The sequence below is a fragment of the Lentzea sp. NPDC102401 genome (assembly GCF_044765805.1).
GTDB classification, from domain to species: domain Bacteria; phylum Actinomycetota; class Actinomycetes; order Mycobacteriales; family Pseudonocardiaceae; genus Lentzea; species Lentzea sokolovensis.
Window position 1 is genome coordinate 212,778 of the sequence record NZ_JBIWKS010000015.1, and the last position, 22,526, is coordinate 235,303.

A 22,526-nucleotide genomic window follows, 5' to 3' on the forward strand; every position below is an offset into this window, starting at 1 on the left:
CCTCGTAGGCTTGGCCACGTGATTGCCGACGTGATCAAGCCCGGGCTCGACGTGCTCTTCTGCGGCATCAACCCCGGCCTCGTGTCGGAGGCGACCGGGCACCACTTCGCGCGGCCGGGAAACCGGTTCTGGCCCGCCCTTCATTTGTCCGGCTTCACGCCGTCCCAGTTCGCGCCCGCCGAGCAGGAGAAGCTGCTCGACCTCGGTCTGGGCATCACGAACGTCGTCGCGCGGCCCAGTGCCAAAGCCGACGAATTAACAATTGACGAAATGCTTCAGGGTGGGATCGAGCTCGCTGAAAAGGTCGAGAGGTATTCACCGAAGGTTCTCGCGGTACTCGGCGTGACGGTCTATCGTGCTGCCTTCGGCCGCAAGAAGGCGCAGGTCGGGGCGCAGCAGGACACCGTGGGCGGTGCTCGGGTGTGGGTCCTGCCGAATCCGAGCGGGCTGAACGCGCACTGGCAGTTGCCGGCGTTGGCGCAGGAGTTCGGGCGACTCAAAGCCAGCCTCTAGAACAGAACAAAAGTTCACATTCATGCCCACTGAAAGTGGGCTGGACGGAGTGGGCTCTGGTCTGGTTGCATCCAGATCTGCGTCCGTTCGAGTGCATTCACTCCGAAGTGGAACCCCCGCGCATCGGAATGCGTCAAAGTTTGGCAATGCCGTGCAGAACTTGGTGAATGTTCAACACTGGTGGGGGCGCAGTGGAGATCAGGATTCTCGGGCCGGTCGAGCCGTCCGTGCCGCCGAAGCCCGCGCAGATCCTAGCCGTCCTGGCGGTCGAGTGCGGCAGGATCGTGCCCGTCGAACGGCTCATCGATCTCATCTGGGGCGAGGAGCCGCCGCCGCAGGCGCGCAAGTCGCTGCAGGTCCACATCTCCAGCCTGCGCCGCTCCGGGCTGCCGGTCGAGCACCGGGCCGCGGGCTACGTGCTCAACGCCGACCCCGGGAGCGTCGACCTGCACGCGTTCCGCGGGCTCGTGGCCAGGGCGGGTGACGAGGCCGACCTCAAGGTCAAGGCCGAGGTCCTCGACCAGGCGCTGCGGCTCTGGCGCGGCACGCCGGTGGTGTTCGCGCAGACGCTCGACGTGCAACGGCTCGCGGCCGCCGAGGCGTGGGTCGACGCCGAACTGGCGCTGGGCCGGCACGCCGAGCTGATCGACCGGCTCGGGGCGTTCGTCGCCGAGTACCCGCTGGCCGAACGGCTGCGCGGGCAGCTCATGACCGCCCTCACGCGGGCCGGGCGCCGCGCGGACGCCATGCGGGTGTTCCGCGAGACGCGCAAGGTGCTCGTCGACGAGCTCGGGGTCGAGCCGGGCGAGCAGCTCCAGCAGCTCTACCGCGACGTGCTGGAGGGCTCGCGGGACAGCCGCCGCAACTACCTGCCGCGCGACGCGGGCGACTTCACCGGGCGCAACAGGGAGCTGAGCAGGCTCCTCGACAGCGACGGCGGCGTCTGGTGGATCGAGGGACCCACCGGCGTCGGCAAGTCGGCGCTCGCGGTGCACGCGGCGCATCGGCTCGCCGACCGGTATCCGGACGGGCAGCTGTTCGTCGACCTGCACTCGCCGTCCGGGGCTCTCGACGCGTTGCTGCGCGCGATGGACGTGCCGAGCGAACGGATTCCGGAGTCCGCCGAGGAACGCGCGGCGCTGTGGCGGGCCACGGTCGGCGGTCGGCGCGTGGTGATCGTGCTGGACGGCGTCACGAGCGTCTCGCAGGTCCGGCCGCTGCTGCCAGGCAGTCCCGGCTGCCTGACGCTGATCACGAGCCGCAGCCGGTTGTGCGGGCTCGAGGGCGTGCGGCGCATCCCGCTGGACGTGCTGAGCAGCGACGAGGCCGTCACCCTGCTCCAGCGCATCCTCGGCGACGACCGGGTCTCCGCCGAACCCGACCAGGCGCAGGAGGTCGCGCGGCTGTGCGGGTACCTGCCGCTCGCGGTGCGGATCACCGGCGCGCGGCTGGCCGGTCGCGCGCACTGGCCGGTGTCGAAGCTGGTCAGAAGGCTCTCCGACGAACGCAGCCGGCTCGACGAGCTGGTCGCGGACGACCTCGCGGTGCGGGCCGGCCTGGAGCTGACCTACCGGGCGCTCGACGAGAACGTCCGCCGCGCGTACCGGATCTTCGGGTTCCTCGGGCTGCCCGAGGTGCCGAGCTTCCTGTGGGTGCACCTGCTGGACGAGGACGTGCTCGACCAGCTCGTGGACGCGCGGCTGCTCGACGTCATCGGCAGCGCGCGGTACCGGATGCACGAGCTGGTGCGGCTGCACGCCCGTGAGCTCGCCGAGGCGGAGGACCGGCAGCAGGAACGGGAAGACGTCGTCAGAAGGGCAGTGGTCGCCGCTCTGTCCACTGTGGATGGACTGACCGAGCAGCTCTTCCTCGCCGTGCCGCGCATGCAGGACTCGCTGGGCATCGTCGCGACGGCGGCGCGCCCGACCGACAAGGACGCCTGGTTCGCGCGCGAGGAGTCGTTGCTGACCAGGCTCGTGGAACGCGCGGCGGAGCTCGGTCTCGCGGAGATCGCCTCACAGCTGGCCGAGGTGCTGGTGTTCGCCTGGTTCGGGCTCAGGAACCGCTACGAGGCCTGGGAACGAACACACACGGCGGCGCTGGAGGCCGTGTGGAGGACCGGAGATCTGCGCCTGGAGGCGGTGCTGCGGTGCAGCCTCGGGCAGATGCACTACAAGCGCGACAACCTGGTCGAGGCGCGGTCGTGGTTCGACACCGCGCAGACGTTGTTCGTGAACATGGGCGACCAGCGCGGCGAGGCCGTGGCGATGAACGGCATCGGCATGGTGTGCCGCGATCTCGGCCAGTACCCGTGCGCGCTGGAGGCGCTCGACCGGGCGCGTGAGCTGATGAAGTCGCAGGACCTCGAAGGCGAAGCACACGCGCTGTACGGAATCGGCTCCATCAAACGGGAACTCGGCGACGACGAGGGTTCGTTCGAGACTCTCCGCCTCGCCGAGTCGATCTACCGCCAGGCGCGCAGCCGCAGGGGCGAGGCACTGGCCGCCCGCGGGATCGGGCTCGTGCACCGCGCTCGCGGTGAGCTGGACCTCGCCGAGGACCACATCCGGCGCGCCCACGAGATGGTCGCGGGCACCGGCGACGAGCTGCTCGGCTGCTACACCGCCCAGGCGTGGGCGAAGGTGTTGCTGCGCAGGGGTTTGTTCGACCCGGCGGAAGTGCTGCTGCGGCAGGCGCTGGACGGCTGCCGCGACGTCGGCGACCGGTTCGGCGAGGCGCTCGTCCGCCGCACGACGGGGGAGTGGCGGCTCGCGGCGGGCGACCACGCCGGCGCGCGGGTGGTGCTGACGGACCTGCTGCCGGTGTGGAACGACCTGAGCCTGCCGCTGTGGCGGGCTCGGACACTTCGGGACCTGGGAGCGGTCCACGCCTGTCTGGGGGACGTCGAAGGCGCGGACCGCTCCTGGCGCGAGGCCGCGGAGCTCTTCACACGACTGGGCACCAGAGAGATGGGGGAGGTGCACCAGTGGCCTGCTCAGTGGGCCTCGCGTGCACTCAGCCGGTGATCTTCTTGTACTTCCACGGGGCGTAGCCACCGCTCTTGAGCGAAGAGATCGTCACGGTCTCGTGGTCCATGTCGGTGGCGGTGCTGCCCTCTTCGTAGATCCACGCGGACGTCTTCGCCGTGTTCGCCCACTTCTCGAACAGCTTCACGTGGCCGTTGCGCAGGATCATGTCGCCCGGCTTGAGGTTCGCCCAGGAGATCTTGGTGGCGACCTCGTCCAAAGTGGACGTGTTGCGGCTCGTCGTCAGCTTCCACGTCATGGACACGAAGCCGGAGCAGTCCGTGCGGTACTTCTTGCCCTTGCCGATGTCCCAGGCGTAAGCCGACTGGCTGTACGGAACCTTGCGGTCCCACCAGTCCTTGGCGCGCTTGATGACCTCGGTGCGGGAGATCGAGCCGCCGTATCCGGCCGCCGCCTCGACCTGCGAGATGGCGGTCTCCTGCTCGGCAGGACCCTCCGGTGCGGCCTGGGCGATGCCGCTCAGGCCACCCAGCAGCCCCAGCGAGATCGCGGTCGCCGCGACGGCGTGGCGAATGCGCATGTGTGTAGCTCCGATCGACTTGCTGTTGGTGATGACCGGAACTGTCCACCGTGGCGCCAAAGAACGGCCTAAAGCCGATTTAGGCGTTCCTTTACCGCTCCTTCCTAGCTTTCGCGGCACCTTGGGCATAAGGAGAGAGCACATGTTCGTTCGCACGATCGCAGCCGTGATCGCGATGTTCGCCGCTCTGATCATGGGCGCGTCCGTCGCGTCGGCGGCCCCGGCCAAGTACACCCACTCGCAGGCGACCGCGCAGCTGAGCGCGGCCGGCATCAGCTGGACGTCCAGTGGTGGTTGCAGCAACCGCAACCAGTCGAACTGCACCTCGTTCGAGCAGATCAACCAGACGACCATCGCGGGTGCCAAGACGTTCAAGAGCGCGTCGGGCTGTGCGCTGACCATCACCGGCGGCACGGAGACCGGCCACGCGTCGGGCACGTACTCGCACTGGAACGGGTACAAGGTGGACTACCGACTGACCAGCTGCGTCACGAACTACATCAAGGGCAGCTTCTCGTCCATCGGCGGCAACAAGTGGAAGTCGAACGCGGGCAACATCTACTACCTCGAGTCGAACCACTGGGACGTCACGTACCACAGCTGCGGCTGCTGAGTTTGTTGCTCAGTTGACGGGGGGCCGGTAGTAGTTGTCGGGTGACCACACTCGGCGCCGTCTACCGGCCCCAGCTTCCGCCCGAGAACCTGCGTTCCGTCGTCCTGGCCGCGGAGGAGTCCGGTGTGGACTCGTTGTGGCTGTGGGAGGACTGCTTCCTGGAGAGCGGCATCGCCTGCGCTTCCGCCGCCCTGGCCTGGACCTCCCGGCTGAAGGTCGGCGTCGGACTGCTGCCGGTGCCGTTGCGCAACGTCGCGATCACCGCGATGGAGGCCGCGACGCTGGACCGGTTGTTCCCCGGCCGCGTCATGATCGGTGTCGGGCACGGCGTGCAGGACTGGATGGGCCAGGTCGGCGCACGGGTGGCGTCGCCGCTGACGTTGCTGAGCGAGTACACCGAGGCGTTGAAGGCGCTGCTGGCCGGCGAACGGGTCACCGTGGAGGGCCGGTACGTCAAGCTGCGGGGCGTCGCGCTGGACTGGCCGCCGGCCGCGCCGATGCCGATCTACGTGGGCGGGCTGGGCCTGAAGACGCTGGCGCTGGCGGGCGAGGTCGGCGACGGCACGATCCTCGACGCGTCGGCCGATCTCGACCGGGTCCGGTCCGTCAGGGCGAACCGCGAGCACCCGGTGATCGTCTACGTCGAGACGGACTCCCGTGACCGCGCGTTCGTCACGGATCTGGTCTCCCAGGTGGCCGAAGCGGGCGCTACCAGCGTGATCTTGCAGCAGTCCGCCACGAGCGAGGACCCCGAAGGGTTCGTTCGTTTCGTGGGATCACTCGATGGTGTGAGTGCATAGCGTCGTAGATAACGGCGGATACCTCCGTGCGATGGAACGGTCATGGGCCTTTCGTCGCTGTTCGGGGAGGTAAGCATGCTCGGGCGCAAGAACCGCCGGATCGCAGAGCTGCAGCGGGCCGTGGAGGGCCTGCAGGAACTCCTCGCCCGAATCGGTGATGCCCAGTCAGCGCAGACCGACGTGCTGGAAGAGGTCGACCGAGCCGGTGCCGAACTCGTAGCGCTGCGGCACCGGATCAAGAACGCGCGCGCCGAACTCCAGCCCCTGAAGGAAGAACTGACCTTCCAGCGGGCAGGTGTGTTCCGCGCCGACGCCGCCGCGGACCACCAGGCGCAGCTCGACCTCATCCACGACGAGATGAAGACCCTGATCAAGACCGGCGCGGCGATCGAAGGTGGCGGGCAGGTCACCTACAACGGATCGGACGCGACCGGCCGCAGGCTCGTCGAGGACTGGTCCGCGCTGATGCTCCGCTCGTACAACTGCGAGGCGGAGAACTGCCTGCGCATGCTGCGAGCCGGTGGCCTGGACGCGGCGAGAAGGCGGCTCGATCGCTCGGCGTCGGCGATCGAACGCCTCAGCGGGACGTTCGCGCTCCGCGTCTCGCCGCGTTACCAGGCCTTGCGCACGTACGAACTCGAACTCACCGCAGACCACCTGCAGCGCAAGGCGGAAAGCCGCCGCACCCGCCGAATCGCCTCCTGACCAGCTGAGACCGCACTTCAGCACCCTTTCACTAGGTAACTAGTGAAAGGGTGCTACGGTGGTGTGCATGGGACAGAGGGAGCATCCGCCGGTCCTGGCGGAGGACCTGGGGAAGAAGTACTCGCGGGGCTGGGCGTTGCGTGACTGCGCGCTCGAGATCCCGGCGGGCCGGATCGTCGCGCTCGTCGGGCCGAACGGGGCCGGCAAGAGCACGCTGATGGGCATGATCACCGGGTTGCTGCGGCCGACGACGGGCCGGATCTCGGTGTTCGGGGACGCGCCGAACGGGCGTGGGATGCATCCGGCGGTGGCGTTCCTGACGCAGGCCAAGCCGTTGTACCCGCAGTTCACGGTCACGGAGACGCTGCGGTACGGGCGCAACGCCAATCCGGGGTGGGATCAGGCGTACGCCGAGGAACTGGTCGAGAAGGCGCAGGTGCCGTTCGCGGCCAAGGTCGGCACGTTGTCCGGTGGGCAGCGCACGAGGGTCGCGCTCGCGCTGGCGCTCGGGAAGCGACCGAAACTCCTGATGCTGGACGAGCCGCTCGCCGATCTCGATCCGCTGGCGCGCGAGAGCGTCCTGCAGACGCTGGTGCAGGAAAGCCGGACGCAGGGGATCACGGTGCTGTTGTCGTCGCACGTGCTGGCGGAGCTGGAAGACGTGTGCGATCACCTCGTGCTGCTGGCCGACGGCCGGGTGCGGCTCGCGGGTGACGTCAGCGCACTGCTGCAAGCGCACGCGGAGCACCGGACGCTCAGCCAGCTCGCGCTGGCCTACATGCGGATGGAGGTCGCGGCATGACCTGGATCGTGTGGCGTCAGCAGCGGCCCGTGTTCATCACGCTCGTCGCCGGGCTGGCCGTGGCGGTGGTGGCGATCCTGTTGCTGCGGGCCGTGATGGTCGCCGACCTCACCGCGGGCAACCTCCTCGACTGCGTGGGCAAAGGGCTCGACGCTTGTGGCGGCCCTGCCGCGAACGAGTTCCAGACCGCCTGGTTCGACAAGATGCACCTCGCTGAGGCGACGGTGCTCGCCGCGCCCGTGCTGATCGGCGTTTTCGTCGGTGCGCCGCTGTTCGCGCGGGAGTTCGAGCAGGGCACGCACGCGCTGGCGTTCACGCAGTCGGTCAGCAGGACGCGCTGGATGGCGACCAAGTTCGTCGTCGCCGCGCTGCCCGCCCTGGTCGTGGTGGTCGTCTACCAGCTGGTCGTGCACAGCTGGCTGGACGCGGCCGGTCAGCTCGGACCGCTGAGCACGGGGCCGTTCTACTTCACGACGTTCGACGCTCACGGGGTCTCGCCGGTCGCGTACACGCTCTTCGCCTACACGCTCGGCATGTTCGCGGGCGCGGTGTTCAAGCGGACGCTCGTGGCGATGACGCTGACGCTCGGCCTGTTCATCGTGGTGCGGGTCGTGATCGGCGGGGTGAGGGAGTTCCTGATCGCGCCGACCAGGGTGCTCTCCGACGACCTGGACGGCCGCACGGTCGAGCGCGGTCCGCTGGTGGTGGAGTCGGGCTTCCTGGACGCCAAGGGCGCGGTGGTGGCGGATCCGACGCCGATGATGAACTGCGTCGGTAAGGCCGACGCGCAGGGAGCGGTGGACTTCGCGGCCTGCTACCGGGAGAACGGGCTCGCGCAGCGGTACGCGGACGTCATCCCGGTCGACCAGGCGACAACGTTGCACCTGCTGGAGGCGTCGATCTTCGCGGGGCTCGCGGTGCTGTTCGTGCTCGGCTCGGTGTGGGCCGTGCGCAGGCAGGTGTGACGGACGGCGATCGCGGGGACGGGTGGACACCTATGCTGAGCGGCGTGATCGAGTTCCGCATCGATCGGCACTCCGGGGTGTCCACCTATCTCCAGATCGCCGCGCAGGTCAAGCAGGCCATGAGGATGGGTCTGCTCGGACCCGGCGACAAGCTGCCGACGGCACGCGAGGTGGTGGAGGCCACCAGGGTCAACCCCAACACCGTGCTGAAGGCGTACCGCGAGCTCGAACACGAGGGTCTCGTGGAGGGCCGCCGGGGCATGGGCACGTTCGTCACGGCCTCGCTCGCCACCGACGCCGCGAAGGCGGACGCGCCGCTGCGGCAGGACCTGGAGCAGTGGATGGACCGCGCCGTGGACGACGGGCTGTCGGCCGACGAGGTCGACGCCATCTACACCGACGTGCGGGGCACGCACTACTGATGTCCACTGTGGACTTGGGAGCACGATGAACGCCAGTCCTGTGCAGGCGCAGAACGTCGCGAAGCACTTCGGGCGGACCAGAGCGCTCGACGACTGCTCGTTCTCGTTGCCGGAGGGCAGCGTGACCGGGCTGGTGGGACCGAACGGCGCGGGCAAGAGCACGTTGCTGTCGTTGATCGCCGGGCTCGCGAAGCCCACCGGTGGGGAGATCACCGTGCACGGCACCGCGGTGAACGGCCGGATGCACCCCGACGTGTCGCTGCTGACCCAGAAAAGGCCGCTCTACGACCAGTTCACCGTCCGCGAGATGATGCGGGCGGGCTCGGCGATGAACGACCGGTGGTCGTCCGCCAGGGCGAACGAGGTGCTGGATCTCCTTGCGGGCGTGGACAAGGACGCGAAGGTGCGCACGTTGTCCGCCGGCGCCCGCACGCAGGTCGCGATCGCGCTGGCGCTCGGCCGGCTGCCGAAGGTGCTGCTGCTGGACGAACCGCTGTCCGACCTCGACCCGCTGGCGCGCGACGAGACGTTGCGGATCGTCATGACCGATGTCGCCGAACGGGGCACGACGGTGCTGTTGTCGTCGCACCTGCTCACCGACCTCGGCGACGTCTGCGACCACCTGCTGTTGCTGGACGAGGGCCGCGTGCAGGTGGCGGGGGACATCGAGGGGATCCTGGAGGAGCACCAGGTCGCCGTCGGGCCCGCCGGGCTGGACCTGGAGACGGACGGCGTCGTGGTCGACACCTCGCACACGTCCCGCCAGACGACGGCGCTGGTGCGCGGCGGCCGTGTGCCCGAGGGCTTCGAGACCACGCACCCCGACCTGGAAGCGCTGGTCATGGGCTACCTGCGGGCATCACGCACCCGCAAGTTCGCCCGCACTCAGTAGAGGGCCTTGTTCACGCCCTGGATCAGCGTCTTGTAGAGACCACCGGCCGCGCCCCAACGAGCCAATGCCGCCCGTGCCGCGTTCGCCCCCGCCGCGCCGTGCACGCCTCCGCCCGGCCACGCCGACGAACCCGCCAGGTAGAGCCGGTCGAACGGGGTGTCCGCGCGGCCGAGGCCCGGCACCGGCCGGAAGACCAGCTGCTGGTGGATGGCGCCGGTGCCACCGTTGACCGAGCCGATCTCGGCGGGTCCGAGCACGGAACGCCCGAGGATGCGGGACCGGAAGCCGGGCGCGCGTTCCTCGATCATCAGCTCGATGCGGTCGGCCCGGCGCTTGAGCCGGTCCGGCGTCCAGTTCCCGTTCAGCGGCACGTGCGTGTACGCCCAGGCGGCCTCGGTGCCCGCGGGGGAGCGGGTCGGGTCGGTCGTCGTCATCTGGCCGATGAGCATGAACGGGTTGCGGGGGACCTTGCCGCACGCCAGTTCGTGGGCCACGGTGGCCATGCCGTTGACGTCGCCGCCGAGGTGGATCGTGCCCGCCCGCGCCGCCTCGGGGTTGGTCCACGGGATCGGCCCGGACAGTGCCCAGTCGACCTTGATCGTGTCGGTGTCCCACTGGAACCGCTTCAGATCCTCGGCGAGCCGCCCCGGCAACGCGTCGGCGCCGATCAGGTCCAGGTAGAGCGACGGTGCGGGCACGTCGGCCAGGACCGCACGGCGTGCGCGCACGACCGAGCCATCGGCCAAACGCACACCAACGGCGACACCGCGCGCGTGCAGCACACCGGTCACCTGGGCGTTCGTCTCGATGCGGCCGCCGAACCGCCGCACCAGCGACGCGGTCAGCTCGCCCGCCCCGCCACGGGGGACCGGGTTGCCGACCTCCTGCGCGAGCATCGCCAGCAACCAGCCGAACCCCGCGCCGCCGGACTGGTCCGGGCCGAGGTCCGTGTGCATCGTGTTGCCCGCCAGCAACACACGGGCGCCCTCGCCGTCGAAGAGTTCCTCGCCGAGCCGGCGCACCGGCAACGTCAGCAGGCGCGCCAGCCGCAGGGCGTCGCCGACTCCCGCGGAAAGCAGCAGGGAAAGACCACCGCGCACGGGTGGAAACGGTTGCAACAGAGAGTGAAGTACCGCGTCGCGCACCTGGAGCCACTTCGAGTACTCCGTTTGCCAGCGCTCGGCGTCCGAGTGGGCAAAAGTACCGACGGATTTGGCCGTTTCCGCGACATCTCGCGAGAGCAAGGCCACTCGGTCATCCGGCAGCACGTGCGCTAGTACGGCCGGAGCGTGCTGCCACTGGACGTCGAGGCCCAGCGCGCCGAGCACCGGTGAGCCCAGGCCGAGCGGGTAGAAGGCGCTGAAGACGTCGTTGGTGAAGCCCGGCGCGGTGAGCTCGGCCGATGTCACGGCCCCGCCGGGCCTGTCGCGCTGCTCCAGCACGAGGACGTCCCAGCCCGCGTCCGCGAGCAACGTCGCGGCCACCAGGCCGTTCGGCCCGGACCCGATGACGACCGCGTCGACCTCGTTCACGCACGCCTCCTGTTGACCGTGTCCGAGCCACGATTCCAGATCTTCACGCGTTCGGATGCGTCCGTACGGAGGTGTGAAATTCGGCCGGGAACGTCGTATCTCATTTCGTTCGGCACCGAAGAGCTAGCACACTCCGTAGTCGAGCGGTAGTCACATGAACCTTACTTATCTGTGTTCCGTACCACATAGAGAGGCATTATGTGACGACGAAACCAATACTGAGCTACCGCTTAGTATGCCGAGATCATTTGGACAAGGACTCCTGCATGCCCCTCCGCCGTGTACTGCCCACCGCCGCCTTGGCGCTCGCCGTCCTCGCGGCCGGTTGTGGCGCCAAGACAGACGAGAAGGTCCAGGTGAAGACCGGGCCGGGCGTTACCGACGACACGATCTCGCTCGGCATCCTCACGGACATGACAGGCCCGTTCAAAGCCTCCGCGCTGACCCGCATGAAGGGCTACGACCTGTACGTGAAGCAGGTCAACGACCGTGGAGGCATCTGCGGCCGCAAGATCGAGCTCAAGCAGAAGGACCACGCGTACGACGTGCAGAAGGCGCTCGACGCGTACTTCGACCTGGAGCCGCAGGTGCTCGGTCTGCTGGAGCTCGCGGGCACCCCGATGACCGCCGCGATCGAGCCCGACATCATGCAGACGCGCACGCTGACCGCCCCCGCGTCGTGGGCCGCGTCATTGCTCGGCAACCCCCACATGATGATCGTCGGCACCACGTACGACCTCGACGTCATCAACGGACTTGATCACTACAAGCGTCGCGGTGTCATCAACAACGGCGACACCATCGGCCACGTCTACGTCCGGGGCAGCTACGGCGACAACGCCGTCGAGGGCAGCCGGTTCGTCGGGACGCAGTGGAACATGAAGGTCGCCGAGCAGCCGATCGGCGAGACCACGGCCGACCTCTCGCAGCAGATCGGCGCGCTCAAGGCCGCCGGCGCGAAGGCAGTCGTGCTGAGCACCACCCCCGCCCAGACCGCCGCCGCCGTCGGGGTGGCCGCGGCGCTGAAGTGGGAGGTGCCGTTCATGGTCAACGTGGTCGGCTTCGACACCGCCATCCTCGACTCGCCGGTCGGCCCCGCCGTGGAGAAGCAGGTGTCCGTGGTGACGTCGGTGGCGCCGTTCACCGGCACCCAGGCGGGCCCGCGCGAGGTGGCGGCGGAGTTCAACAAGTACTACCCGAACGACAAGCCCGCGATCTACGTCGACCACGGCTACACCGTCGCCAAGGTGTTCCTCTCGGTCATCGAGAAGGCGTGCCAGAACGGCGACCTCTCGCGCGACGGCGTGCTGGACGCGTTCCACAACATCAACGGCCTGGACACCCAGGGCCTGACCAGCGCCCTGCACTACTCGCTCGTCGGGCGGCCGTCGGCCACGCAGTCCTACATCACCAAGGTCGACTCGAAGGCGCCCGGCGGTCTCACGACCGTCGAGGAGCTGTTCGAGTCCGAGCTCGTGAAGGCGAAGGGCACCCGAGCCAAGTAGCCGCCAAATGAGAAATGGCCTCTCCCAGCGCGGGAGAGGCCATTTGCTCGTCGTCCTACTTGCCGAACCCGGCCTTGCGGAGCGCGTCCGCCATCGAGCCGCTCACGGGAGCCTGCGAGGTGCGCTGCTGGCCGCCCCGCTGAGGCTGTCCGCCACGCTGCTGCGGACGACGGTCACGGCCACCGCCGCCACCGCCCTGCTGCTTCGGCGCGGGCTTGCCCGGCTCGTCGGTCAGGCGCAGCGTCAGGCCGATGCGCTTGCGGGCCTCGTCGACCTCCAGCACCTTCACCCGCACCACGTCACCGGACTTCACGACGTCGCGCGGGTCCTTCACGTAGGTGTTGGACAGGGCCGAGATGTGCACCAGACCGTCCTGGTGCACGCCGATGTCCACGAACGCGCCGAACGCGGCCACGTTCGTCACGACGCCCTCCAGCACCATGCCGGGCTTGAGGTCGGCGATCTTCTCGACGCCGTCCGCGAAGGTCGCCGTCTTGAACGCCGGACGCGGGTCGCGGCCGGGCTTCTCGAGTTCCTTCAGGATGTCCGTGACGGTCGGCAGACCGAACTGCTCGTCCACGAACTGCTCGGGCCGCACCTTCGTCAGCACCGCCGTGTTGCCGATCAGCTCGGCGCCGGCGGCCTCCTGGATCCGCCGCACGACCGGGTACGCCTCGGGGTGCACCGAGGAGGCGTCCAGCGGCTCGTCGCCACCGCGGATCTTGAGGAAGCCCGCGCACTGCTCGAACGCCTTCGGGCCGAGCCGCGCCACGTCCTTCAACGCCTTGCGGGACTTGAACGGACCGTTGGCGTCGCGGTGCAGCACGATGTTCTCCGCGAGACCGGCGGTGATGCCGGAGACGCGGCTCAGCAGCGGCACCGAGGCGGTGTTGAGGTCCACGCCGACCGCGTTCACGCAGTCCTCGACCACCGCGTCCAGCGAGCGCGACAGCTTCGACTCCGCGAGGTCGTGCTGGTACTGGCCGACGCCGATCGACTTCGGGTCGATCTTCACCAGCTCGGCCAGCGGGTCCTGCAGGCGCCGCGCGATCGACACCGCGCCGCGGATCGACACGTCGAGCCCTGGCAGCTCGGACGAGGCGTAGGCCGACGCCGAGTACACCGACGCGCCCGCCTCGGACACCACGATCTTGGTGAGGCCCAGGTCGGGGTGGCGCTTGATCAGGTCGGCGGCGAGCTTGTCGGTCTCCCGCGACGCCGTGCCGTTGCCGATCGCGATCAGGTCGACGTTGTACTGCTTGGACCACGCCGCGAGCTTCGCGATCGACTCGTCCCAGCGGTTCGCGGGCACGTGCGGCTGGATGACGCCGTGCGCGACGACCTTGCCGGTGGCGTCGACGATCGCGACCTTCACGCCGGTGCGGTAGCCGGGGTCGAGGCCCATCGTGGCGCGCGTGCCGGCCGGGGCGGCGAGCAGCAGGTCGCGCAGGTTCGAGGCGAAGATCTTCACGGCCTCGTCCTCGGCGAACGCGCGCAGGCGTCCACGCAGGTCGATGCCGAGGTGCACGAGGATCCGCGTCCGCCACGCCCAGCGGACGGTGTCGGTGAGCCACTTGTCGCCGGGACGGCCGCGGTCGTCGATGCCGAAGCGCGAGGCGATGCGCGCCTCGAACGTCGACGGACCCTCCTCACGCGGCTCCTCCGGCTCCAGGACGAGGTCGAGGACCTCCTCCTTCTCGCCGCGGAACAGCGCCAGGATGCGGTGCGACGGCAGCTTGGAGAACGGCTCGTCGAACTCGAAGTAGTCGGAGAACTTGGCGCCGTCGGTCTCCTTGCCCTCGCGGACCTTGGAGACGACCCGGCCGCGCGTCCACATCTGCTCGCGCAGTTCGCCGATCAGGTCGCCGTCCTCGCCGAACCGCTCGACCAGGATGGCCCGCGCGCCCTGCAGGGCGGCCGCGGTGTCCGCGACCTCCTTCGCCGGGTCGACGAACTTGGCGGCTTCCTCCTGCGGGTTCAGGCCAGGATCACCCAGAAGTGCGTCGGCCAGCGGTTCGAGACCGGCCTCCTTCGCGATCTGGGCCTTGGTGCGGCGCTTCTGCTTGTACGGCAGGTAGAGGTCCTCCAGCCGCGCCTTGGACTCGGCGGCGAGGATCTGCGCTTCCAGGGCCTCGTTCAGCTTGCCCTGTTCGCGGATGGAGTTGAGGACGGCCGCGCGGCGCTCCTCCAGTTCGCGCAGGTAGCCGAGCCGTTCCTCGAGCGTGCGCAACTGGGTGTCGTCGAGACCGCCGGTCGCCTCCTTGCGGTAGCGGGCGACGAACGGGACGGTCGCGCCACCGTCGAGCAGTTCGACAGCAGAGCCGACCTGGCCTGCGGCCACTCCGAGCTCGTCAGCGATCTTCTGGTGGATGAGCGTTGTCACAGCGCGCCATTCTGCCCGCTGCCGGATTCGACGTGGCACGGTGTCCTTCATGACCATCGCCGAGGTCGTCCCCTCACTGCTGTCGGGCCTGGACGTACCGGGTGCCGACAACACGCTCGGCCTTCCCGCGGCCCGGCGTGTCGTCCTGCTGCTCGTCGACGGTCTGGGCCACGAGCTGCTGCGCGCTCATGCCTCGCACGCACCGTTCCTGGCTTCGCTGCCCGACCGCTCGATCGACGCCGGTTTCCCGTCCTCGACGGCCACCAGCCTCGCCTCGATCGGCACCGGGCTGCGGTCAGGGGAGCACGGCGTCGTCGGCTACACGTTCGAGGTCGGCGACGAGGTCCTCAACTCGCTGAGCTGGACCCGGGCCGGCGAACGCCACCACGACCTGCGCAGGACGCTCGTGCCCGAGGTCGTGCAGCCGCACCCGACGCTGTTCGAACGGGCGGCGGCGGCCGGGGTCGCCGCCAGCACGGTCGCGCCGCTCGTCCATCGCTCCTCCGGCCTCACGCGGGCGGTGCTGCGCGGCTCGTGGTTCCGCGGCACGGCGGGATTCGGCGACCTCGCGCTGGGCGCGGTGGCGGCGGTCCGGCAGGACCGTTCGTTCTGCTACGCCTACCACGCGGATCTCGACACGATCGGGCACATCTACGGGCCGGGCTCCGACGAGTGGCTGATGCAACTGGAGTTCGTGGACGCGCTGGCCTCGCGGATCGCCGCGCGGATGCTCCCGGACTCGTTGCTCGTCGTGACGGCGGACCACGGCATGGTCACCGCGGGCGACCGGATCGACTTCGACACCGAACCGCTGCTGTGGCAGGGAGTCCGCGTGATCGCTGGTGAGCCTCGGGTGCGCTACCTGTACACCGAGACCGACGAGGTACTGGCCGTGTGGCGGGAGTTCCTCGGCGACCGCGCGGACGTGCTGACGCGCGAGGAGGCCGTGGAAGCCGGGTGGTTCGGCCCGGTCAGCCCGCTGGCGGTCGACCGGATCGGCGACGTGGTGGTGGCGATGAAGGATTCCGCGGTGGTCCTGCGCGGCCAGGCCGAGCCCACGTGGAACGGCATGACGGGGTTCCACGGCTCACGCACCTCCGCCGAGATGGCGATTCCGCTGCTGATTCACTCAGTGGCTTCAGCGTAGATCGAAATCAGCCCTTCCCGTTGGCTCGCCTTAGGATCACCGGACGTGACGATCGAACTGCCAGGACCAGTCGGGTTCGTGCTCGGAGGAGGCGGAAGCCTCGGTGCCGCGCAGGTCGGCATGCTGCGCGCGTTGCGCGAGCACGGCGTCCGGCCTGACCTCGTCGTCGGCACCTCGGTGGGGTCGGTCAACGGCTCGCTGCTCGCCCTCGACCCGGACAAGGCCGCCGAACGGCTGGCCGTGCTGTGGGAGGGCATGACGCGCCAGCGGGTGTTCCCGGGCGGCCCGATCGCGCAGCTGAGGTCGTTGCGCACCAACAAGACCTATCTCTTCCCGAACACCGGCCTGGCGCACGTGCTGACCGAGGGGTTCGGCGGGTGCACGTCGTTCTCCGAGCTGACGCTGCCGTTCGGCGCGGTGTCCGTGAACGGCGTGACCGGCGAGGCCGTGAACATCGTGGAGGGCGAGCTGATCCCCGCGATCCTCGCCAGCGCGGCGATTCCGGGCGTGTACCCGCCGGTGCGCATCGGCGAGCAGGTGCTCTACGACGGTGGCGTGCTGGCGAACGTGCCGATCCGGCAGGCGCTCGCGATGGGCGCGAAGTCGTTGGTGGTGCTGGACTGCGCGTTCCCCGGCCACCTGCCGACCGTGCCGGAGACGCTCGCCGAGACGCTGCTGTTCTGGGCGACGCTGGGCATGCGCAACCAGGCCGTGCTGGAGGTCGAGCTCGCCTCCCAGACCGCGCCGGTGCTGTACCTGCCGGGTCCGCCCGTGCAGGCCGTGACGCCGTTGGACTTCTCGCACACCGCTGAACTGGTCGAGGCCTCCTACCTGGCCTCGACCACGTTCCTCACGACGCTGGAGATCGCCGGCGCGGGGTTGTACGGGCACCCGTCGCACGGGTAGCGCCAGAGAACTGGTTGGCGGGGCGCGGCAGGCCGTAGTGCTCGCGCAACGTCCGGCCGGTGTACTCGCCGAACAACTCGATCGCTCGTGGATCACCTTGCCGACCGGCCTCGATCAGCAGGTCCAGCGACGGTTCCGCGATGATCCCTGCCCGCACGGCCCATTCCGCGAGTGCCCGATTCGAGGTCGCAGCTTGAGGGCATCCGCACCGCCCGGCCCGCTGTGCACGGCGCCGCCGGTGACGATGGCCGCGTCGACCACGTTGCCCACGAACAGATGTACCAAGCTGGTGCGGGCTCTGGGGTCGGCCCCGAAGAGTTGCTCGGCCCGCGCGAGTGCCATCGAGTGCGACTCGACCTGAACCGCCATGTCGAGCGCCGTGGTCAGAAACTCCCTGGCGCGCACGCCCCTCCAGCCGAGCTGGCTGTGCTCGACGATCGTGCCGCCGTCCACGCGCCCGCCGGTGGCCACCCCGACCCCGATCGGCACGTGGTCGTGCCAGCGCAGGAACGCGGGCACCCGCTCGGCGATCCGCCGCAACGCCTTGTCCGGCGCCGGCCGGTCGTGCGGCTCCTGTTCCTCGGCGAGCACTCGCCCACGCAGGTCGACGAGCGCCAAAGTCGTGTGCCCGTAAGCGATGTGCACCCCGCACACCACGTGCCGGTCCACGTCGATGTCCACCGGCACGTGCGACCGCCCGATCGTCACGCGCGGAACACGGGTGTCGACCTCGCGCACCAGCCCGCGTTCGGCCAGCTCGGCGTACTGCTTCGTGACGGTCGCGGCACTCAGTCCGGTGAGGCGCGCGATGGTGCTGCGCGCGACGGGTCCGTGGTCCAGCACGGACCTGAGCACGGTGGCGGCGGTGCGGCTCATGCGGTCCCTCCCCTTCTCGCAGGGGTTCGTCTGATCTCCGGTCAGGCGAAGGCGGGCGCCGCACAGATCGCGCTCGCCTGCCGACCGAGGTCGATGTGGCGGCGCGTGTTGAGCACTGATGCCTGGGACATGCCACCGATGCCGACATCTGCCCGTTGCCGCGGCCAAGGGCGTTCACGTGGTGAGACATGCCGCTGAACAGGTGAACGTTCGCCGCCCGGCTAACAAGCGCCCGCCCAGGTCTGACTTACCCTGCACACCAGATCGCGCTTGGCGGACGCGGTCGCGGCAGAGGAGTGCGCGCGACATGACGCCAGCGGAGACAGAACTGCTCAACGCGATCGAGAGGCTCGGCAGGGTCGAGTTCTTCGGGACCAACCGCGAAATAGGTGCCGACTTCCTGGGCCTGCAACTGCTGTGCGGCGAGGGCTCCCGCCCACGCAAACTCACTCTGCATGACGTTGTCGTCGTCGGCGAACTCGACGTGGAGGCAGGTGAGGTCGGCTTCCCCGTCGAGTTCGAGCGATGCACGTTCGAGCATGCGCCGAACTTCGAACAAGCGACCGTGGCGGGCCTCTACTTCGCGGACTGCAGGCTGCCCGGACTGCGTGCCTCCCAGGTCCGGCTTCAGGACGGGCTGGCGTTGCGCGGCTGCACGATCAACGGGTGCGTGCAGCTCACCGGCGCTCACGTGGCCGGGCAGTTGGACATGGACGACTGCGTGATCGACGGCCCGAGGGATGGTGCGTTGAAGGCGGACGGCCTGCGGGTGGAGCAGGACGTCTACTGCTCGGGCCGGTTCGCGGTTACCGGGTTGACGCACATGGTCGGTGCCCACATCGGTGGGCAGCTCATCTGCGAGGGCTCGACCTTTCGCAACCCAGGTGAGGACAGGGCACTGGAGCTGAGCGGTCTCACCGTGGACGAGCACGTCTTCTGGCGCAACGGGTTCACGGCGGAGGGCGAGGTGAACCTCATCGGTGCCCGCATCGGCGGCCGGTTCATCTGCGAAGGGGCGCTTTTCCACAGTCCCGGCAGGACCGCGCTGTGCGTGGGCGGGATGACCGTGGGGCAACAGACGGAGTTCTCCGTGGGCTGCGTCGTCAACGGCGCGCTGAACATGGTCGGCGGTCACTTCGGCGCCTGGCTGAAACTCACCGGTGGGGAGTTCTCCAACCCGGGCGGAGTGGCGGTCGACCTCACCCGCTCAGTGACCTCGCTGAATCTCGTGATGCGCAAGGGCACGACCGTGCGAGGCGAGCTTCGCATGATCGGAGCGCGAGTCGACGGGCTGCTGGGTGCACAAGGCGCACACCTCGCGAACGAGAGCGGCATCGCGCTCAACGCTTCCGGATTACAGGTGAACAGCGACCTCGTCCTGGGTGTTCAGGGTGACGTGCGGTTCCACGCCCAGGGCATGGTGGTGCTCGCCGACGCGCAGGTCGGGGGCACCTTCGACTGCAACGGTGGGCTGTTTGAGAACGAGGATGGCGACGCGCTGGTCGCTCGGGGCATCAGGGTGGGCATGAACGCGGTTCTGGGCGAGCAGTTCACCGCGCGAGGACGGGTGGACTTCGCGCGTGCCAGGATCGATGGCAAGCTCGACTTCACCGGTGCCAGGCTGAAGAACGAGGGTGTCGCGGTGCGGTGCGACAGCGTGAGAGTCGGCCACGCTGTGGTGTTCGACGATGCGCTCGCCACGGGATGCGTGCGGATGTGCGACGCCAGGATCGGTTCCGAGATCAGCTTTGTCAGCGCGGTGCTCAAAGGGGTGCCGGCGGTGAAGCTCAAGGGAACCCAGGTCCGCGGTGTGTTGCGGCTGAGGTTCGCCGAGAAGCCCGCGGGCTGGCTGGACCTTCGCCGGGTGCGGGCGGGGTCGCTCGCCGACAGCGAGGGCGACTGGTCGAACGGGAGCCGCCTCGACGAGTTCGTCTACGGCGCTCTGCTCGACGACTCGATGCCGCTGACCCGGCGCCTGCGTTGGCTGCGCGACGAGGACGCCTATGTTCCACAGGTCTACCTCCAGCTCTCGTCCGTCTACGCCAAGGCAGGCTTGCACGACGCGGCCACCGACGTGCTGATGGCCAAGGAGGACGCCAAGCGCCGGAAGTTGAAGGGGTTCACTGGCAGGCTGCACCGGACGGTGTGGTGGGTGCTCAACCCCACGGTCGGATACGGGTACCGCCCGCTGCGCATCCTGTGGTGCCTCGGAGTGCTCACGGTGGCGGGCGGCCTGATCTTTCACTGGCTCAGGCAGGACAAGCAGAACTTCGCCATCGCGAGACCCCAGTTGAACGTCGACTGGTTCGATCCGTGGCTGTACACGATCGACCTGCTCCTGCCGATCATGAGCCTCGACCACAGCCAGCTCTGGGTGCCGTTGCACGGTGCGAGGTGGGCATCGCTGGCGTTCACGGTGCTGGGCTGGGTGCTCGCGGTCTGCCTGGTCACCGGGATCGGCCGGCTCTTCAAGCGAGACGAACGCTAGACATCGGCTCATTGGGGCAATTTCTGCCTCCTTCGTCCATGTAACAACGTCATACCTCCGATGAAACCTTGAAAATGGGGCTTCGGGAGGCGTACACCTGTGCGTGGAACACCGAGCACGTCTTCCTACCGCCGCGGGGAGCGTCCACCTGGAGGCTGGCTCGTGGGCAAAATGTCGCGTCGTCTCGGCGTGTTGATGACCGCCGTTCTACTCGTCGCAGGTGTGAGCACTCCGGCTCACGCCGAGGTGCTGCATCCCCGGCAGGACTGGTTGCGGGCGTCCACGTCCGGCCTGTTCCTGCACTGGGGGATGCGGACGAGTCCGGGCTACACCAGTTGCAGCGCTTGGGAAGCCGCTGTCACGGGCGGTGGGTGGAATGCGAAGTACTGGGTCGACGAGGCGAAGAAGCTGCACGCGCAGTACCTGGTGCTGGCGTCGTTCCACTCGCGGCTGGGGTACGCGCGGGCGTGGCCGTCGGCGATTCCCGGCAGTTGCTCGACCAAGCGCGACTTCCTCGGCGAGCTGATCGACGCGGCGGCCGAAGAGGGCGTGAAGGTCATCAACTACATGACCGACGACCCGCAGTGGCACGACGAGGGCGGGCACGAGTGGCTCGACTCGGCCGCGTACTCGAAGTACAAGGGCAAGACGGTGAACCTCCAGGAGCGGCCGGGGTTCGGGCAGTTCAGCTACGACAACTTCGTCGAGGTCATGGCGCGCTACCCGAAGCTCGCCGGGTTCTGGATCGACAACGACAACGCCTACTGGGAGCAGAACGGCCTGTACGAACGGATCCGGCGCGATCGGCCGGACATGGTCCTCAGCAACAACAACGAGGACACCGCGATCATGGACACGATCAGCAACGAGCAGAAGACCGGTATGACGCCGAACTACGACTACCCGCAGGCGGTCTACACGGCGGCGCCACGGCTGATCGAGGCGTGTTTCAAGCTGCCGAGCGGCGGAGCGTGGTGGTACTCCGGCTCGAACTCGACGGTCGACTACAGACTCACGCTCGGCAGACTGATCACCAACGCGGGTAGTGACGTGAAGGCGTTGATGGCGGAGACCGCGATGGTCAACGGCAAGTTCCCCTCGAACCAGGCCGCCTTCAACAACTTCACGAACACCTACCTCGGCGACGTCTGGGAGTCGATCGGCGGCACCTACGGTGGCGGGTATCTGAACGGCGGGCTCAAACCGGGCTTCTGGAACGACGGCGCGCACGGCGTTACGACCGTCTCCAAGACCAACCCGCACAACCACTACGTCCACGTGCTCACCAAACCCTCGGGCAGCACGTTGAAGGTGCGTGACAACGGGTACGAGGTCAGCCGCGTCACGAATCTGCGCACGGGCGCGGCGGTGAACTGGTCGCAGGCCGGCGGCACGATCACGCTCAGCGGCATCTCGAACTGGGACCAGTACGACACGGTGTTCAAGGTCGAGACCGGCGAGCGCGAGGGGATCATCCCGGCCTCGTCGTACACGATGAGCGCGTCGGCCGCGGGGTCCGGTCACCCGGCCTCGCACGCGGCCGACGGCAACTACCAGACCTACTGGGACGCAACGGGTGCGGGCACGGTGTCGCTGCGCTTCGACCTGGGCTCGGCGAAGAAGATCGCGTACGTCGCGCTCAACCAGCGCGAGGACTCGACCACCTACCCGTCGTCGAACTCCGCACGCGTCAAGAACTACAACGTCTACACGTCCAGTGACGGTTCCAAGTGGACGAATGTGAAGTCCGGATCGCTGGCCAACCACCGAGGGGTGCAGTTCATCGACCTGCCCGCGAACACGACCGCGCGGCACGTCCGCGTGGAGAAGACGTCCACGCAGGGCAAGGCACAACTGCGGGTCGACGAGGCCTGGCTCGGCTCGGCCTACCCGGGAGCCGGCGGCGAGCCCACGCCGGAGTCGCGGTACGAGGCCGAGAACGCCACCCTCGCACAGGGGGTCGTGGAGTCCAACCACGCGGGCTTCTCCGGTACCGGGTTCGTCAACTACGACAACGTTTCCGGCTCGGCGGTCGAGTTCAAGGTGAGCAGCACGGTGTCAGGCCCGCGCCAGGTGACGCTGCGGTTCGCCAACGGCACAGAGGTGAACCGGCCGCTGGACATCTCGGTCAACGGACAGCTCGCGGTCGACGAGCAGGCGTTCGCGGGCACCGGCGCGTGGACGACCTGGCAGTCGGCGACCGTGACGCTGAACCTGGAGACCGGCGAGAACACCGTCCGGGCGGCCGCGACCACCGCGAACGGTGGCCCCAACCTCGACTACCTGGAGATCTAAGCGCCTGGTCAGAAGCCTGTCCGAAACCCCAGTGGCTCGTCGGCGTCTGCAAGTACCACCAACTCTTGATCGAACCGTCGTCAACTACACCCAACCTGGTCGTCGCCCGCCCGCG

At 68.6% G+C, this 22,526-nt stretch carries 18 protein-coding genes; 14 read left to right on the plus strand and 4 right to left on the minus strand.

Annotated elements, in window-relative coordinates:
* Positions 1-18 precede the first annotated feature (18 nt).
* On the plus strand, positions 19-513 hold the full coding sequence (mug, locus tag ACIRG5_RS39995; RefSeq protein ID WP_402915059.1) for a G/U mismatch-specific DNA glycosylase: 495 nt from the start codon (positions 19-21) through the stop codon (positions 511-513).
* A gap of 191 nt (positions 514-704) precedes the next feature.
* Positions 705-3,539: a BTAD domain-containing putative transcriptional regulator gene (locus ACIRG5_RS40000; protein WP_402915061.1), complete on the plus strand. Its 2,835-nt coding sequence runs from the start codon at positions 705-707 to the stop codon at positions 3,537-3,539.
* Here ACIRG5_RS40000 and ACIRG5_RS40005 read toward each other — a convergent pair.
* Positions 3,529-4,080 (minus strand): NlpC/P60 family protein, encoded by a 552-nt coding sequence (locus ACIRG5_RS40005; protein ID WP_319978899.1) that lies wholly within the window; start codon positions 4,078-4,080, stop codon positions 3,529-3,531. The two genes, ACIRG5_RS40000 and ACIRG5_RS40005, sit on opposite strands and share 11 nt — an antisense overlap.
* Positions 4,081-4,222: 142 nt before the next feature.
* Here ACIRG5_RS40005 and ACIRG5_RS40010 point away from each other — a divergent pair, with 142 nt between their 5' ends.
* The 7 genes from ACIRG5_RS40010 (at position 4,223) to ACIRG5_RS40040 (ending at position 9,279) form a co-directional block, all read left to right on the plus strand.
* Complete coding sequence (locus tag ACIRG5_RS40010) at positions 4,223-4,693, plus strand: hypothetical protein (protein ID WP_319978900.1); 471 nt, start codon at positions 4,223-4,225, stop codon at positions 4,691-4,693.
* A 41-nt stretch (positions 4,694-4,734) separates the two neighbouring features.
* The gene (locus tag ACIRG5_RS40015; RefSeq protein WP_402915064.1) at positions 4,735-5,493 is read left to right on the plus strand and encodes an LLM class flavin-dependent oxidoreductase; all 759 of its coding nucleotides are present in this window, start codon (positions 4,735-4,737) and stop codon (positions 5,491-5,493) included.
* A 75-nt stretch (positions 5,494-5,568) separates the two neighbouring features.
* Positions 5,569-6,198 carry a DUF4041 domain-containing protein gene (locus ACIRG5_RS40020; RefSeq protein ID WP_402915066.1) on the plus strand — a complete coding sequence of 210 codons (630 nt, stop codon included), beginning with the start codon at positions 5,569-5,571 and terminating at the stop codon, positions 6,196-6,198.
* Between the two features lie 67 nt (positions 6,199-6,265).
* Positions 6,266-7,000, plus strand: a complete 735-nt coding sequence (locus ACIRG5_RS40025; protein WP_402915068.1) for an ABC transporter ATP-binding protein — start codon at positions 6,266-6,268, stop codon at positions 6,998-7,000.
* On the plus strand, positions 6,997-7,965 hold the full coding sequence (locus ACIRG5_RS40030) for a hypothetical protein (protein ID WP_402915070.1): 969 nt from the start codon (positions 6,997-6,999) through the stop codon (positions 7,963-7,965). The genes ACIRG5_RS40025 and ACIRG5_RS40030 overlap by 4 nt, the downstream gene beginning before the upstream one ends.
* 44 nt (positions 7,966-8,009) lie before the next feature.
* Positions 8,010-8,387 carry a GntR family transcriptional regulator gene (locus ACIRG5_RS40035; protein WP_330273803.1) on the plus strand — a complete coding sequence of 126 codons (378 nt, stop codon included), beginning with the start codon at positions 8,010-8,012 and terminating at the stop codon, positions 8,385-8,387.
* A 25-nt stretch (positions 8,388-8,412) separates the two neighbouring features.
* On the plus strand, positions 8,413-9,279 hold the full coding sequence (locus tag ACIRG5_RS40040; RefSeq protein ID WP_402915073.1) for an ABC transporter ATP-binding protein: 867 nt from the start codon (positions 8,413-8,415) through the stop codon (positions 9,277-9,279).
* On the opposite strand, the gene ACIRG5_RS40045 is transcribed toward ACIRG5_RS40040, so the two are convergent.
* The gene (locus ACIRG5_RS40045) at positions 9,273-10,811 is read right to left on the minus strand and encodes a phytoene desaturase family protein (RefSeq protein ID WP_402915075.1); all 1,539 of its coding nucleotides are present in this window, start codon (positions 10,809-10,811) and stop codon (positions 9,273-9,275) included. The two genes, ACIRG5_RS40040 and ACIRG5_RS40045, sit on opposite strands and share 7 nt — an antisense overlap.
* A 266-nt stretch (positions 10,812-11,077) precedes the next feature.
* Here ACIRG5_RS40045 and ACIRG5_RS40050 point away from each other — a divergent pair, with 266 nt between their 5' ends.
* On the plus strand, positions 11,078-12,316 hold the full coding sequence (locus ACIRG5_RS40050) for an ABC transporter substrate-binding protein (RefSeq protein ID WP_402915078.1): 1,239 nt from the start codon (positions 11,078-11,080) through the stop codon (positions 12,314-12,316).
* A 55-nt stretch (positions 12,317-12,371) separates the two neighbouring features.
* Here the strand turns inward: ACIRG5_RS40050 and ACIRG5_RS40055 are convergent, their stop codons facing one another.
* Entirely contained in the window at positions 12,372-14,699 is a 2,328-nt protein-coding gene (locus ACIRG5_RS40055) for a Tex family protein (RefSeq protein ID WP_402915080.1), read from the minus strand.
* Positions 14,700-14,748: 49 nt separating this feature from the next.
* On the opposite strand from ACIRG5_RS40055, the gene ACIRG5_RS40060 reads away from it, so the two are divergent.
* A complete protein-coding gene (locus ACIRG5_RS40060; RefSeq protein ID WP_402915082.1) occupies positions 14,749-15,846 on the plus strand; it encodes an alkaline phosphatase family protein in 1,098 nt (365 codons plus the stop codon).
* Between the two features lie 45 nt (positions 15,847-15,891).
* A complete protein-coding gene (locus ACIRG5_RS40065; protein ID WP_402915085.1) occupies positions 15,892-16,752 on the plus strand; it encodes a patatin-like phospholipase family protein in 861 nt (286 codons plus the stop codon).
* Between the two features lie 114 nt (positions 16,753-16,866).
* On the opposite strand, the gene ACIRG5_RS40070 is transcribed toward ACIRG5_RS40065, so the two are convergent.
* A complete protein-coding gene (locus tag ACIRG5_RS40070; protein WP_402915088.1) occupies positions 16,867-17,628 on the minus strand; it encodes an ROK family transcriptional regulator in 762 nt (253 codons plus the stop codon).
* 307 nt (positions 17,629-17,935) lie between these two features.
* Here ACIRG5_RS40070 and ACIRG5_RS40075 point away from each other — a divergent pair, with 307 nt between their 5' ends.
* Together ACIRG5_RS40075 and ACIRG5_RS40080 are read left to right on the plus strand one after the other, a co-directional pair.
* On the plus strand, positions 17,936-20,116 hold the full coding sequence (locus ACIRG5_RS40075; RefSeq protein ID WP_402915090.1) for a hypothetical protein: 2,181 nt from the start codon (positions 17,936-17,938) through the stop codon (positions 20,114-20,116).
* 222 nt (positions 20,117-20,338) lie between these two features.
* Positions 20,339-22,411, plus strand: coding sequence for a discoidin domain-containing protein (locus ACIRG5_RS40080; RefSeq protein WP_402915092.1), 2,073 nt, complete (start codon positions 20,339-20,341; stop codon positions 22,409-22,411).
* Positions 22,412-22,526 lie beyond the last annotated feature (115 nt).

What these genes read in the sequence shown, in the direction of transcription:
- ACIRG5_RS40005 (WP_319978899.1), bottom strand. Translation starts at nt 4,080, where the DNA reads ATGCGCATTCGCCACGCCGTCGCGGCGACCGCGATCTCGCTGGGGCTG.
- ACIRG5_RS40010 (WP_319978900.1), top strand. Translation starts at nt 4,223, where the DNA reads ATGTTCGTTCGCACGATCGCAGCCGTGATCGCGATGTTCGCCGCTCTG.
- ACIRG5_RS40020 (WP_402915066.1), top strand. Translation starts at nt 5,569, where the DNA reads ATGCTCGGGCGCAAGAACCGCCGGATCGCAGAGCTGCAGCGGGCCGTG.
- ACIRG5_RS40025 (WP_402915068.1), top strand. Translation starts at nt 6,266, where the DNA reads ATGGGACAGAGGGAGCATCCGCCGGTCCTGGCGGAGGACCTGGGGAAG.
- ACIRG5_RS40030 (WP_402915070.1), top strand. Translation starts at nt 6,997, where the DNA reads ATGACCTGGATCGTGTGGCGTCAGCAGCGGCCCGTGTTCATCACGCTC.
- ACIRG5_RS40040 (WP_402915073.1), top strand. Translation starts at nt 8,413, where the DNA reads ATGAACGCCAGTCCTGTGCAGGCGCAGAACGTCGCGAAGCACTTCGGG.
- ACIRG5_RS40050 (WP_402915078.1), top strand. Translation starts at nt 11,078, where the DNA reads ATGCCCCTCCGCCGTGTACTGCCCACCGCCGCCTTGGCGCTCGCCGTC.
- ACIRG5_RS40060 (WP_402915082.1), top strand. Translation starts at nt 14,749, where the DNA reads ATGACCATCGCCGAGGTCGTCCCCTCACTGCTGTCGGGCCTGGACGTA.
- ACIRG5_RS40070 (WP_402915088.1), bottom strand. Translation starts at nt 17,628, where the DNA reads ATGAGCCGCACCGCCGCCACCGTGCTCAGGTCCGTGCTGGACCACGGA.
- ACIRG5_RS40075 (WP_402915090.1), top strand. Translation starts at nt 17,936, where the DNA reads ATGACGCCAGCGGAGACAGAACTGCTCAACGCGATCGAGAGGCTCGGC.